Consider the following 14,096-nt stretch of genomic DNA (forward strand, 5'->3'; position numbering starts at 1 on the left):
AAGCGGCGTGCCGGCCGGGCACGGCGCGTGCGCACGAGGCCGACGGCGTGCGTGGCGCGCCGCCGGCGCGCATTTTTTGCATCGCCATCGCAGATAAGACAGGAGGCCACCGTGGCACATCAACAGGACGCACAGGTTCGGGACCCGTATCGCGGTCATGAAATCCTCGTATGGGCGCGGCCCAACGAGCGAGGCGCGTGGCGCGACGAGGTGCAGGTATACGCCGCCGGCGCGCGCATCGAACTGGCCGTACCGGAGGCCGCCGGCCCCGAATGGCTGACCGAGGTCGAGGCGCTGCGCGCGGGCGTCGAGCGCGGCCGCTATCTGGTCGACAAGCGCGTGGACGACGATTGACCGGCATGGCGCTTGCGGCGCCGTCCCGCAGCATCCCGTGAACCCATGCCGGCCCGCGCCGGGAGGAACCGATGAGCGATCCGCGCACCCTGCATATCTACCGCTACGATCCCGATCGCGACGAGCAGCCGTACCTGCAGCGCTACGAGATCGACGTGGACCCGGCCGACCGCATGCTGCTCGACGTGCTCGGCCGCGTGAAGCGCGACGACGAGACGCTCGCGTACCGGCGCTCGTGTCGCGAGGGAATCTGCGGCTCGGACGCGATGAACATCAACGGCAAGAACGGCCTCGCATGCCTGACCAACATGCAGACGCTGCAGCGCGAGATCGTGCTGCGGCCGCTGCCGGGGTTGCCGGTGGTGCGCGACCTGATCGTCGACATGACCGACTTCTTCAACCAGTACCACTCGATCCGGCCATACCTGATCAACGACACGACGCCGCCCGCGCGCGAGCGGCTGCAATCGCCGGAAGAGCGCGACCAGCTCGACGGGTTGTACGAATGCATCCTGTGCGCGTGCTGCTCGACGTCGTGCCCGAGCTACTGGTGGAACCCGGACAAGTTCGTCGGGCCGGCCGGGCTGCTGCAGGCGTACCGCTTCATCGCCGATTCGCGCGATCTGGCGACGGCCGAGCGGCTCGACGATCTCGAGGATCCGTACCGGTTGTTCCGCTGCCGGACGATCATGAACTGCACGGACGTGTGCCCGAAGGGGCTGAATCCGACGAAGGCGATTTCGGAGATCCGGACGATGCTGGTCAGGCGGACGGTGTGACGCGCGACGCCTGAATGGTTGCCGTGGAACTGATGACAATACCGCGATCAGTCGTTGCAGCAGAGGTCGTCGCGCCGTCCAGCCGTCCATCCTGGAAGGCGACATGGCGATGAAGCGCGACGCGCACGACTTCGATGGGTCGTCGTGGAAAGGTCTATCGCTTCGGCATGGTTGCCGGCTGAAACTATGAGTAGCGCATGACGTGGGTCGTGGTCGCTGCGTCATTCGCAATGTGTCTCAGGATCACCGTGCTGGAGGCCCCAACGTAAGTTCGATGCTCGACCATGTGCCTCCGATCGTTCTCGGCCTTCAGCGCACGAACCTCGAATCCCGGTTCGCGTGCCAGGGGTGACCTTCAATCCCGTGCATTTGTCCGCTTGGCCCGCCTCCACGCCTCACCGCGGTCATCTTTTTGGTCCCATATAAATCGCCTTGACCGTCAACGTCTGGATGAACGCGATTGTCCGGACGCGCGCCTAGATCTAAAGGATACCGAAGAAATACTGCGGCATGTGTACGCGATCAAGGGAGGATTTGCGATGGTGCAGGAGCATGCGATAGTCGCGATCCGCGCCGAAATCGCGGCGCAGGGCCGTGCGGGGCATGTCGACGCGATGAGCGGGTTGCTGGCGAGGTTGTCGGACGCGTGACCCGGCTGCTCGGCTCTGCATCGATGGGATCGGACAGCAAGACGACGCTATCCACGCCGACGGGAGCGGTCCGGCAGCATGAGCGTGTCAACCGAAATTGATTGAATCGGTTAAATAATTGCATCTTTCGGCTTGATTGTGGAAATGATCCCAGTATCTGGCCGTGCGTCGCAAAGATTGAATAAACGCCAAGGAACTCACTAATCTGCGAACGCGTGCCGCGCACACGGGTACGCGCCACTCAAATAATCTGGAGACGCAGATGAATTTGAAAAATAAGTTAGGAATATTGACGGTCTGCATGCTGATGGCGGCCGGCGTGATATCCGGGTGCGGCGGCGACGATACGAGTCCCGCCTCCGTCAGCAGCAGCGCCGCGATGGCGGCTACCGGAGCGGGCGGTACCGAGACGACCGCGACGTCCGACGATGACACGACGACGGACGCGGCACCGTCCGCGCGAAAGCAGATCGCCGTGAATCCTCCGCCGATGGGCTGGTCGTCATGGAACAGCCTCGCGGAAGATGTCAGTTTCGATACGATCAAGGCGCAAGCGGACGGGTTGGCCAAGCTGAACGAGAGCATTGCGTCGGGCAACAAATACCAGTATGTGAATATCGACGAAGGCTGGTGGACCTCCCGAAAGCGCGACGCGAACGGCAACTTCATCATCAACGTCGACATGAACGGCAATCCCACCAACCAGTGGCCGGGCGGCATGAAGGCGATGGCCGACTACATTCACGGCAAGGGGCTGAAGGCGGGCATCTATATCGACTCCGGGCCGCAAGGCTGCGGCAACACGAACGGCGTGCACTTCGTCGGCAGCGATTACGCGCACTACGATCACGATTTCCTGCAGTTCGCGCAATGGGGCTACGACTTCGTCAAGGTCGACTGGTGCGGCGGCAGCGCGGCCGGATACGACCCGCAGCAAGCGTATACGGCCATCTCGCAGGCCATTCAGAAAGCCTACGCCGCGACCGGAAAGCTGCTGGTGCTGAACATGTGCGACTGGGGCACGTTGGGCAAGAGCGGTTATCCCGATGCTGGGCTGGGGCCGTGGGCCTGGGGCGCGGGGATCGCCACGTCGTGGCGTACGACGGGGGACATCTACGGCCCCGGAAGCGGCGTTCCGAAGTTCGGCTCGGTGCTGGGCAACTTCAACGGAAACTATCATCCGGAAGGGCAGCACACCGGCTACTACAACGATCCCGACATGATGGTTGCCGGCATGGGCATGACGGCGGCGAACGATCTCGCCCACGTGAATCTATGGGCGATCGCCGGCGCGCCAATGATCCTCGGCAACGATCTGTCGAAGCCGCTTTCGAGCGACAGCGTGACCCTGCTCACCAATCCCGAACTGATCGCGATCGACCAGGATGCGCTGGGACTGCAGGGATTGAAGGTCGCGGACGCCAACGGGCAGCAGATCTGGGCGAAGCTGCTGGCCGGCAGCGGAAGGCGTGCGGTCCTGCTGTTCAACAACGGCGCCGCGGCGAGCCCGATGACGGTGACGTGGAAGCAGCTGGGGCTGGCTGCGGGCACCCGGGCCACGGTGCGCGATGTCTGGGCGCACAAGAATCTCGGCACGGCCGCCGACGCCTATACGGTCGCGAGCGTTCCGGCCGGAGGCACCGTGATGCTGGTGCTGCGCGGCAAGGACGCGCCGTCGTCCACGTTCCTGCCGAGCACGCTGTCGGGGGGCGCCGCGTATGCGCATTGCATCGATTGCGCGAGCGGCAGGAAGGTCACGGGGCTGGGCACGGTGACGTTCAGCGACGTCGCGTCGTCGACGGTCGGCGGCTTCGTCCAGATCGCTTACCTGAATGCCGGGCCGGAAACCGCCAAGGCGCAGCTCGGCGTGAACGGCGGCAATCCGACGACGGTGGCATTTCCGCCTGCCGGCAAATCCGTCGGCACCGTGACGGTATATGTCGGGCTGAAGTCGGGGCTGAACACGTTGACGCTGTCGAGCCTCGACGGTGCCACGCCGGCGCCCGAGATCGCGTCGGTCGCCGTGGTGGCCGGACCGGTGAAACTGCCGCCCCCGCCTCCGCTGGCGTACGAAGCCGAGGCGGCCGGCAACACGCTCGGTGGCGCGGCGCGCGTTGCGCCCTGCAACGGCTGCTCGGGCGGCCAGGACGTCGGCTACATCGGCAACGGCGATGGAACCAGCAACGGCACGCTGACGATCAACGGCATCAACGTGGCGGCGAGCGGGACGTACAGTGTGTCGGTCAGCTACGCGAACGGCGATGGGGCGCCGCGTAATGCGCAGATCAGCTTCGACGGCGCGACGCCGGTCACGGTATCGTTCCCGTCGACGGGCGGCTGGGGGAACGTATCGACGCTGACGGTGACCGGCACGTTCCAGCAGGGCAGTGCGAACACGCTGCGTTTCTCGAACCCCACGGGCTGGGCGCCCGACATCGACGGAATCGCCGCTCCGGTGAAGCAGTAACGACGAGGCGCGCGGCCTGCCGGTTCGGGCAGGCCGCGCCTTCACGTCGAGCTTGTCGCCCACGCAAGCTGCCGGAAACCTGCATGCGATGTCGGCAACCGGCCCTCGTGTGGGCCGGTTGCCGACATCGACAGGCCACTCGGCGCTCAGGGCCGCGCCGCCACCTCGTCGAGGTGCCACAGCAGGTCCGCCGGATCGTCGTACACGCGCAGTGCGCCGGCGCGTTCCAGTTCGTCGCTGCCATACCCGCCCGAGAGCAGGCCGACGCCGAGCGCGCGGCAGCGGGCGGCCGCGAGCATGTCCCAGATGCTGTCGCCGACCACCACCGTATGCTCGATCGGCACGTTCAGCTTCGCGGCGGCGGTCAGGAACAGGTCCGGGTCCGGCTTCGCATACTTGACCTGATCGCGCGTGACGACCACGTTCTTCGCCGGATCGACGCCGAGCGCCTCGAGATTGATCGCCGCGGTTTCCATCCGCCCGCTGGTCGCGATCGCCCAGCGGATGCCGGCATTCGACAGCGCGGCCAGCAGCTCGCGCGCGCCCGGCAGCGGCCGGACCTGCGCGCGCAGCCGCTGGTATGCGGCCGCATGCAGCCGCGCGAGCCGCTCGACGCGCGCCGCGTCGATGTCGCCGGCCGTCTCGCGCAGCAACTGATTCAGGAACAGGCCGCCGCTCATCCCGATCTTGCGGTGGATGCGCCATACCGACAGCTCGATGCCTTCGGCGTCGAGCGCTTCCTTCCACGCGAGTACGTGCTGATAGACGCTGTCGACGAGCGTGCCGTCGAGATCGAACAGAAATGACGTTTCAATACGCATGCGAATCTCCTGGCCCGGTAGCGTTCGGGCAAATCGTCGGCAAAACCCGGTTCGTCACATTATCGGCGCGCGGCCGTGTCACCGCCATGTCCCGCGCCGCACGCGCCGCGCCCGCGGCAGCGCGTCGAACGGCGCTGGTACAATCGCGCCGATGCGCCGGGCGGGCCGCCCGCGCGCCCAACCTTCGCCGAATTCCCGTATGGCAACCCCCGACGCCGTCAGTTCCGAGCAATCGTGGTGGGGCGTTCTGGCCCTGGCACTCGCCGCCTTCATCTTCAATACCACCGAATTCGTGCCCGTCGCGCTGTTGAGCGCGATCGGCGACAGCCTGCAGATGCAGCCGACCGCGGTCGGCCTGATGCTGACGATCTACGCGTGGGCCGTTGCGGTCGTATCGCTGCCGCTGACGTTCGTCACGCGTCACGTCGAGCGCCGCAAGCTGTTGAGCGTCGCGCTGCTGGTGTTCGTCGGCAGCCACGTCGTGACGGGCGTCGCGTGGAATTTCACGGTGCTGATGATCGGCCGGCTCGGCATCGCGTGCGCGCATGCGGTGTTCTGGTCGATTTCGGTCCCGCTCGCCGTGCGGCTCGCGCCGAGCGACCGCAAAAGCCGTGCGCTCAGCCTGCTCGCTATGGGTTCGGCGATCGCGATGGTGGCCGGGATTCCGCTCGGCCGCGTGATCGGCGAGGCGTTCGGCTGGCGCGTCACGTTCCTGATCATCGCGGGCGCGGCGGGCGTCGCGTTGCTGTTGCTGCGCGCGACGTTGCCGTTGCTGCCGAGCCAGGGCGCAGGCTCGCTGAGCAGCATCGGGGTATTCCTGCGCAAGCCGGCGCTGGTCGCGCTGTACGCGATCACCGTGCTCGTCGTGTCCGCGCACTTCACGTCGTACACGTACATCGAACCGTTCGTGCAGAGCGTCAACCATGCGAGCAGCAGCCGGATCACGTACGTGCTGATCCTGTTCGGCGTTGCCGGCCTGCCGGCCGCGGTCTGCTTCAATCGCCTCTATCCGCACCGGCCCGACGATTTCCTGCTGGCGTCGATCGTCGCGCTGTCGGGCTGCCTGCTGATCCTGTTCCCGTGCGCGCTGAACATCGTCACACTGTCCGTGCACACGCTGGCGTGGGGCGGCGCGATCGTCTGTTTCGGGCTGGCGATGCAGGCGTGGGTGCTGAAGCTGGCGCCGGAGGCGACCGACCTGGCCGTATCGATCTATTCCGGGTTGTACAACGTCGGCATCGGCGTCGGCGCGCTGCTCGGCAACCATATCGCGGGTGACTTCGGGTTGCCGTGGATCGGCACCTTCGGCGGCGTGGTCGCGATCTTCGCGGCCGGGATCGCGTGGCTCGCGTTGCGGCTGCACGAGCGGCGGGCAGCGGCTTAGGGCTTCGTCCCGAATCGCCGATGCGGCCCGTCGGGCCGGATTCCCGCCGTATCGAGCTGCCGAAGTTTCGCGTACAGCGTCGTGCGTGAAATGCCGAGTTGCCGCGCGGCCGCCGACACGTTGCCGTCGTGCTCGTCGAGCGCGCGGCGGATCGCATCGAGCGACTGCTCATGCAGGCTCGCCTGCGGACCGGCGGCCGGCGCCGCGTTGCATACGTCGGCGGCGTCTTCGAGCCCATCGGCCCGACGCGCGACCGTCGCGCGATCGAGCGGCGCACGCACGGTGCGCACCCATACGTGGCTACCGTCGTCGCGCGCGATCCGCTGCGGCGTGCGCGACGGCGTCAGCAAGCGCCGCTGCTGCGCGGGCGTCGCGCCGGGAAACAGCTGCCGGAGATCGTACGGCCCGAGCGGCCCTTCCGGCGCGAGATCGAGCATGCGGCGCGCCAGCCGGCTCACCGCGCGCACGCGGCCCGCTTCGTCGAGCGCGACGACGCCGGCGAGCGGCGTACCGAGCCAGCGCGCGTCGTGCTGAACCTGCAGCAGATGGCAGTCGCGCAGCATCGCATAGAGCCGCTGCTCGGCGGACAGCGACGCGTGCCGGAACGACTCGCGCAACTGCGCGACATTGCGCCGGCCGACGCCGGTGATGTCCAGCGCGCCGATCACTTCGCCGTCGAAGCCGACCAGCGGCACCGCGAGACAGAACACTCGCGAAAACGCGTCGAGATAGTGCTGCGCGCCCGCGACGACGGTTTCGGCGCCGTCGTGGATCACGCAGCTCGGGGCGGTCGTGCCGATGTTCGGTTCGACGATCCGGCGTCCAGTGACGATCGGCGTGAGCAGCGCGTCGTCGCATTGCGGGCTGCGCCGTACATGGACGATCGTGCCGTGCGGATTGACGCACATGATCGTCCATTCGTTGCCGCCGAATGCGGCCCACAGCGGCTCGATTTCCTGCGCGACGCAGCGGGTCAGCCGCCGGTCCGCGCGCGATTCGTCGAGTTCGCGCTGCATTTCGTAGCGGGCGGTTTGCCACGGCCGCAGCCCGGCGTCGCGCGAACGCACCCACGAGCGCGCGACGCCGGCCGGCAAGGCCGCTTCCGGCAGCGGCTCGCCCGCGGCGAAGCGGGCGCGGAGCCGGTCGAGGTCGACCGGCCGTGAAAGGGGTTCGGGGGCTGGCTTCACGCTGCGCTCCAGTGGGGTCGATGTCCGGGCCGGGTGTTGCCGGTCCGGCGTGTCGCGCGAATGCGTAATATAGCCCGGTGCCCGAAGCCGGGTATTTTCGTTCCCGGCAAGGGCGCCCGCCGCATGACGCCGGTTGGCGTCGGCGGGCGACCGGCGGTGCCCCGCACCTACTGCGGCAAACGCAGGATCGGCTTGAGCGTGCTCCCGTCGCTGCTGTCCTCCGCCGCCTGGTTGATCTGGTCGAGCGGATAGAACTTCACCAGCCGGTCGAACGGAAACCGCCCCTGCAGGTACAGTTGCACGAGCTGCGGGATGAACGTCTGCGGCACGCTGTCGCCTTCGACGATGCCGCGAATCGTGTGGCCGCCGAGCAGCAGGCTGTTCACGTCGAATTCGGCCTTCGTGCCGAGCTTCGGCGCACCGACCACGCCCATCGTGCCGCGCGAGCCGAGCGCTTCGATCCCTTGCGACAGCACGGCCGGCAGCCCGGTCGATTCGAGCGCGAAGTCGGCGCCGCCGCCGGTGATCTCGCGGATCGCGTCGACGACATCGACTTCCCGGCTGTCGATCGCGTGCGTCGCGCCGAGCTCGAGCGCCAGCGCGAGCCGCGACGGCACGATGTCGACGGCGATGATCGTCGTCGCGCCCGCGATGCGCGCGGCCATCACGGCGCTCATGCCGACCGCGCCCGCGCCGAAGCTCGCGAAGCTGCTGCCCGGGCGCACCGCGAGCGAATGGATCACCGCGCCCGCGCCGGTCTGGATCCCGCAGCCGAGCGGGCCGAGCAGCTCGAGCGGCGCTTCCTTCGGCACCTTGATCGCGTTGTTCTCGCGCGCGAGCGCGTAGCTCGCGAACGACGACTGCGCGAAGAAATGATCGTGCAGCGGTTGCCCGGCTTCGTCCCGGATCGCGGTCTGCCCGTCGGCATCGGCGCCGCCGAAATTCAGCGCGAAGAACTGCCGGCAATACGCGCCGTGACCGCCGACGCACGATGCGCAGTGGCCGCACGCACCGTAGGTCAGCACGACGTGATCGCCCGCGGCGAGCGTCTTCACGTTCGGGCCGACCGCCTCGACCACGCCCGCGCCTTCGTGACCGAGCACGGCCGGCAGCGGCACCGGATAGTACTGGTCGCGCACGATCAGGTCGGTATGGCACAAGCCGGTCGCGACGACGCGCACCAGCACCTCGTCGCCGCGCGGCGCGCGGATCCGGGCCGCTTCGATCGAAAAGGGCGCGCCGGCGGCGCGCGCGACGGCCGCGGTGACGGCGCGTGTATCGTGTTCGGTGTACATGGTCGGTCTCCTCGTCAAATCGGATAGAGCGGCGCTTCGCCCTTGATCGTCAGCCACTGCCACTGCGTGAATTCTTCCCAGTTTGCCGCACCGCCGATGCTCGAGCCGTTGCCCGACGCGCCGACGCCGCCGAACGGGTTGATCGCCTCGTCGTTGACCGTCTGGTCGTTGATGTGCAGCAGCCCCGTGTTCAAGCGCTCGCCGATGCGTAGCGCGCGGCCGACGTCGGCCGACAGGATCGCCATCGACAGCCCGTATTCGGTCCGGTTCGCGAGCGCGATCGCATCTTCGTCGGTATCGAACGGCACGACGACCGCCACCGGCCCGAAAATCTCCTCGTCGAAAGCCGGATTGCCCGGCGCGACGCCGCTCAGCACCGTCGGCTCGAAGAACAGGCCGCGATGGCCGCCGCCCGTCTCGACGCGGGCGCCCGCGCGGCGCGCCGCGTCGACCAGGCTCGCGGCATGGTCGCGTTGCGCGGCGTTGATCAGCGGGCCGAGGCCGACGTCGCCGGCGGCCGGGTCGCCGACGCGCAGGCTGCGCGCCTTCTCGACGAGCTTCGCGACGAAGCGGTCGTGAATCGCGCGCTGCACGAGCACGCGGCCGGTCGCCATGCAGATCTGGCCTTGATGCAGGTACGCGCCCCATGCGGTGTTGGCGATCGCGCGGTCGAGATCGGCATCGTCGAGCACGATCAGCGAGTTCTTGCCGCCGAGTTCGAGCGACACCTTCTTCAGGTGGCGGCCCGCCGCTTCGCCGACCTTGCGCCCGGCCGCGGTGGAGCCGGTGAACTGGATCATCGCGACGTGCGGATCGGCGACCAGCGCCGCGCCGGCCGCGCCGTCGCCGGGCAGCACGTGCAGCACGCCTTCGGGCAAGCCGGCGAGCTCGAACACGCGCGCGATCGAGACGCCGCCGCATACGGCGGTACGCGGATCGGGCTTGAGCACGACCGCGTTGCCGAGTGCGAGCGCGGGCGCGACCGCACGCATCGCGAGGTACAGCGGGAAGTTGAACGGCGAGATCACGCCGACCACGCCGCGCGGGCGGCGGCGCGCGAGCGACAGCCGGCCGGCTGCGGACGGGAGCACTTCGCCGGCCGCGCGCGATGGCAGGCCGGCTGCTTCGTGGAGCGCCTTGATCGTGACCGACGTTTCGAACGCCGCCTTCGCGCGCGTCGAGCCGCTTTCGCGTACGAGCCAGTCGACGATTGCGTCGAAGTGCGTTTGCGCGACGGCCGCCGCGCGGCGCAGGACCGCTGCGCGCTCGTCGTAGGGCAGCGAGAACCATGCGGGTTGGGTGCGGTGGGCGGTGGCCGATGCTTCGGCGATGGCCGCGCCGTCGGCGAGACCGATGCGGCCCAGCGTGTTGCCGGTCGCCGGTTCGATCACGTCGGACGCGTGCGGGCTCGCGTGCCAGCGTCCGGTGAAGGTCTTGCCGCGCCAGACGTCGGGGTCGAATAGGGCGGGGGTGGTGCTATCCATGTGCGCTCCTGGGGAAATTCGGATCGGCCGGGGCGGGATTGGTGCTTGGGTGCTGGCCGGCATGCGCGGGAGGGTAGGCGGGGGCGGAGAGGCGGAGCTATCCGGGTTTCTTCCCACGAGCGGAGGGCGCGTGGATTGGGGGGTGTTTGCGATTCTGTGTGCGGAAACTGAACAGTTGCTGTGGGAGGCTTTGCCGCATGCCGTCGGATGACACGACAGGTATGGCTGGTGCGGCGGGGCGTGTGCTGTGTCTTTTGTGCGCTTATGGCGCAATCAGAATCCCCCTGTTTGCGAAATAGCGATCGAATGTACTACGCGCCATCGACACGTATTCCTGCGTGTTGTGTTCAAAGCCTGACGGATTGTGAAATACCCACTCGTCGGTCACGGGATCGACCCCGATCACCAGGACAAGATGCCCGCCACGCGTTGGAGGCTCAAACCCCGCATGCCGGATTCCCGGGTGAACGGACGCCATGAACATATATCCGTCACGCAAACTGCATTCGATCGTAGACGATTCCGTATGCTCGACGACACGACCGTCAATCTGAAAGCGCTCGCGGATCCAGTTGACGAATGGTCGATAGAGCAGGCGCTTTCCTTTGTCGCCGATCTCGGGTTGATAGACACCGAAGGTTACGGCCTCACGCACGAGTTCCAACAGCGGGATCACTCGCGCGGTGCGATGTGCCAACAGCATCTTCAAGCATGTGATGCCGCAAATGTGCGGGCTCCATTGAGCATACTCGGCCGGACTGCTGGCGCCTGAATTACGCCAGAGCGGATCGTCCTCGGCGCGCAGTTCGCGCGACACGAATCGAGAGATCAAGGCCCTCGATTCCCATTGCGAAAAATACGGCACGTCAATCATTTTTCATCCTATGAACAGAAGTGCTGCGAGTACATTTTCGCGTACCGGTCACGAAAGCAAACTCATGAATTATAAAGGGGGGGTAAAAAAATATTTAACTTAAGTCTGAATTTAACTATATACGACGACTATTGTTTTTATTGTGGGATATCCTGATGGAATTGTCAGGGGCTAAATCATGGATGGATGATGAAGCATTTTTATATTGGACTATCTCCGAATCGTTGATAAGCACCTCACGTGCAGCCTGCTCTTGTCGGCCGGCGCACCGTTTCCCCATCAGGAAAACCCTGACCGACGCGGGCCGGCCGCCGATTTCGGCCGATTTTCCCGCTGCAGAACGCAGCCGCGTCGCGCTCCTACCCAAGCAGCATCCCGTACCCCGCGACCGCCCTCCAGCAAGCCTTCCAGCCCGCATACCTAACCAAATCAGGTATGGTGCAACGCAATATTTCGGATATTGACCACGATTTCCATACCCACCAGGTATCAAAAATCCCGACCAAAAGTATTGGACGCTCCATTTCCCCGCCGCGTATAAATCCGTCCCATGAACTCCCCCCACGCAGCGTGCCCCATGTCCTCCGCCACCATCGAACGCATCGAAACCCGCCTCGTCGATCTGCCGACGATCCGTCCGCACAAGCTGTCGGTGGCCACGATGCACGGCCAGACGCTGATGCTCGTGAAGGTGTTCTGCAGCGACGGCGCGGTCGGTATCGGCGAAGGCACGACGATCGCCGGAATGGCCTACGGCCCGGAAAGCCCGGAAGCGATGAAGCTCGCGATCGACGCGTACCTCGCGCCGGCGATCGTCGGCAAGGACGCGACGCGCGTCCAGACGCTGATGGCGTTCGTCGGCAAGCTCGCGAAGGTCAACCACTTCGCGAAGAGCGCGCTCGAAACCGCGCTGCTCGACGCGCACGGCAAGCGGCTCGGCGTGCCGGTCAGCGAACTGCTCGGCGGCCGTCGCCGCGATCGCCTGCCGGTCGCGTGGACGCTCGCGTCGGGCGACACGTCCACCGACATCGCCGAAGCAGAACGGATGCTCGACCTGCGCCGCCACAACGTATTCAAGCTGAAGATCGGCGCGAAAGCGCCGGAAACGGATATCCGCCACGTGGCCGAGATCAAGAAGGCGCTCGGCGAGCGCGCGTCGGTGCGCGTCGACGTGAACATGGCGTGGAGCGAGACGCAGGCCGCTCGCGCGATTCCGGCGCTGGCCGATGCGGGCTGCGAGCTGGTCGAGCAGCCGGTGGCGTCCGCGGCGGCGCTGGCGCGCCTGATGCGCCGCTTCCCCGTCGCGCTGATGGCCGATGAAATCCTGCAGGGCCCGGACAGCGCATTCGAGATCGCGAAGCATCACGGCGCGGACGTGTTCGCGGTCAAGATCGAACAAAGCGGCGGCCTCTTCGCCGCGCAGCGCGTGGCCGCGATCGCGGACGCGGCCGGCATCGAGCTGTACGGCGGCACGATGCTCGAAGGTGCGTTCAGCACGGTGGCGTCCGCGCACCTGTTCGCGAGTGTCGCGAACCTGCAGTGGGGCACTGAGCTGTTCGGGCCGCTGCTGATCACCGAAGAAATCCTGACGCAGCCGCTGGACTACAGCGACTTCGAACTGACCGTGCCGGACGGCCCCGGTCTCGGCATCGCGCTCGACGAGGACAAGGTCAGGCGCTTCACCCGCGACGGGCTGACGAAAGTCGTGCGGTAACCGAGTCAGGCAAAGACCGTCATTCCCCCAAATACACGTGGAGACAGCATCATGAGCGTCAAAGTTTTCGATACCCGGGAAGTGCAAGACCTGCTGAAGGCCGCGTCGAACGCGGGCGCGAACGGCACGAAGGGCGACGCGCGCGCGCAGCAGATCGTGCTGCGCCTGCTCGGCGACCTGTTCAAGGCGATCGACGATCTCGACATCACGCCCGACGAAGTGTGGGCCGGCGTGAACTATCTGAACAAACTTGGTCAGGATGGCGAAGCAGCGTTGCTCGCGGCCGGCCTCGGTCTCGAGAAATATCTCGACATCCGGATGGACGCCGAGGACGAAGCGATCGGGCTGCACGGCGGCACGCCGCGCACGATCGAAGGGCCGCTGTACGTGGCCGGCGCACCGGTGCGCGAAGGCGTCGCGAAGATCGACCTCGATGCCGACGACGGCGCGGGCCCGCTCGTGATCCACGGCACGGTCACGGGCCTCGACGGCAAGCCGGTGGCCGGCGCGCTGGTCGAGTGCTGGCACGCGAACTCGCATGGCTTCTACTCGCACTTCGACCCGACCGGCGCGCAGAGCGATTTCAACCTGCGCGGCGCGGTGAGGACGGGTGCGGACGGCAAATACGAATTCCGCACGCTGATGCCGGTCGGCTACGGCTGCCCGCCGCAGGGCGCGACGCAGCAACTGCTCGACCGTCTCGGCCGCCACGGCAACCGCCCGGCGCACGTGCACTTCTTCGTGACGAGCGACGACCATCGCAAGCTGACGACGCAGTTCAACATCGACGGCGATCCGCTGATCTGGGACGACTTCGCGTACGCGACGCGCGAGGAGCTGATTCCGCCCGTGGTCGCCAGGACCGGCGGCACGGCGCTCGGCATGAAGGCCGATGCGTACCAGGACATCGAGTTCAATTTCGTGCTGACGCCGCTGGTGCAGGGCCGGGACAACCAGATCGTCGAACGCCCGCGCGCTTCCGCCGCGGCATAACCGCCGGCGGCACGGCGGCGCGCGTGCGCCGCCGCTGTCGGCCGGTCCCCCGAGATTCAACCGATACCGATGCGAGCGTGCTTGCAGGACGCGG

Annotated in this window: 11 protein-coding genes; 6 read left to right on the plus strand and 5 right to left on the minus strand. The window is 66.8% G+C overall.

From position 1 onward, the window contains the following. Positions 1–111 precede the first annotated feature (111 nt). The 3 genes from WS54_RS30350 to WS54_RS30360 all read left to right on the plus strand — a co-directional run bounded on the left by WS54_RS30350 (position 112) and on the right by WS54_RS30360 (position 4,250). The gene (locus WS54_RS30350) at positions 112–354 is read left to right on the plus strand and encodes a DUF6566 family protein (RefSeq protein ID WP_034209223.1); all 243 of its coding nucleotides are present in this window, start codon (positions 112–114) and stop codon (positions 352–354) included. A gap of 71 nt (positions 355–425) precedes the next feature. Beyond that, positions 426–1,133 (plus strand): succinate dehydrogenase/fumarate reductase iron-sulfur subunit, encoded by a 708-nt coding sequence (locus WS54_RS30355; protein WP_059779957.1) that lies wholly within the window; start codon positions 426–428, stop codon positions 1,131–1,133. A 912-nt stretch (positions 1,134–2,045) separates the two neighbouring features. After that, complete coding sequence (locus tag WS54_RS30360; RefSeq protein WP_236872841.1) at positions 2,046–4,250, plus strand: alpha-galactosidase; 2,205 nt, start codon at positions 2,046–2,048, stop codon at positions 4,248–4,250. A gap of 146 nt (positions 4,251–4,396) precedes the next feature. Here the strand turns inward: WS54_RS30360 and WS54_RS30365 are convergent, their stop codons facing one another. Then, positions 4,397–5,071: an HAD family hydrolase gene (locus WS54_RS30365; protein WP_034209221.1), complete on the minus strand. Its 675-nt coding sequence runs from the start codon at positions 5,069–5,071 to the stop codon at positions 4,397–4,399. Between the two features lie 199 nt (positions 5,072–5,270). On the opposite strand from WS54_RS30365, the gene WS54_RS30370 reads away from it, so the two are divergent. Next, positions 5,271–6,455, plus strand: a complete 1,185-nt coding sequence (locus WS54_RS30370) for a sugar transporter (RefSeq protein WP_059779956.1) — start codon at positions 5,271–5,273, stop codon at positions 6,453–6,455. Here WS54_RS30370 and WS54_RS30375 read toward each other — a convergent pair. The 4 genes from WS54_RS30375 to WS54_RS30390 form a co-directional block, all read right to left on the minus strand. After that, positions 6,452–7,642 carry a helix-turn-helix domain-containing protein gene (locus tag WS54_RS30375; protein WP_236872842.1) on the minus strand — a complete coding sequence of 397 codons (1,191 nt, stop codon included), beginning with the start codon at positions 7,640–7,642 and terminating at the stop codon, positions 6,452–6,454. The two genes, WS54_RS30370 and WS54_RS30375, sit on opposite strands and share 4 nt — an antisense overlap. Positions 7,643–7,809: 167 nt before the next feature. After that, the gene (locus WS54_RS30380; RefSeq protein ID WP_059779955.1) at positions 7,810–8,937 is read right to left on the minus strand and encodes an NAD(P)-dependent alcohol dehydrogenase; all 1,128 of its coding nucleotides are present in this window, start codon (positions 8,935–8,937) and stop codon (positions 7,810–7,812) included. A 14-nt stretch (positions 8,938–8,951) separates the two neighbouring features. Continuing rightward, on the minus strand, positions 8,952–10,421 hold the full coding sequence (locus WS54_RS30385; RefSeq protein ID WP_059779954.1) for a benzaldehyde dehydrogenase: 1,470 nt from the start codon (positions 10,419–10,421) through the stop codon (positions 8,952–8,954). Positions 10,422–10,683: 262 nt separating this feature from the next. After that, entirely contained in the window at positions 10,684–11,295 is a 612-nt protein-coding gene (locus WS54_RS30390; RefSeq protein WP_059779953.1) for a C39 family peptidase, read from the minus strand. Positions 11,296–11,872: 577 nt separating this feature from the next. Here WS54_RS30390 and WS54_RS30395 point away from each other — a divergent pair. Together WS54_RS30395 and catA are read left to right on the plus strand one after the other, a co-directional pair. Further along, positions 11,873–13,009, plus strand: coding sequence for a muconate/chloromuconate family cycloisomerase (locus WS54_RS30395; protein ID WP_059779952.1), 1,137 nt, complete (start codon positions 11,873–11,875; stop codon positions 13,007–13,009). Between the two features lie 51 nt (positions 13,010–13,060). Then, positions 13,061–14,002 (plus strand): catechol 1,2-dioxygenase, encoded by a 942-nt coding sequence (catA, locus tag WS54_RS30400; protein WP_059779951.1) that lies wholly within the window; start codon positions 13,061–13,063, stop codon positions 14,000–14,002. Positions 14,003–14,096 lie beyond the last annotated feature (94 nt).

This window comes from Burkholderia sp. NRF60-BP8 (assembly GCF_001522585.2).
In the GTDB taxonomy this organism is placed as follows: Bacteria; Pseudomonadota; Gammaproteobacteria; order Burkholderiales; family Burkholderiaceae; genus Burkholderia.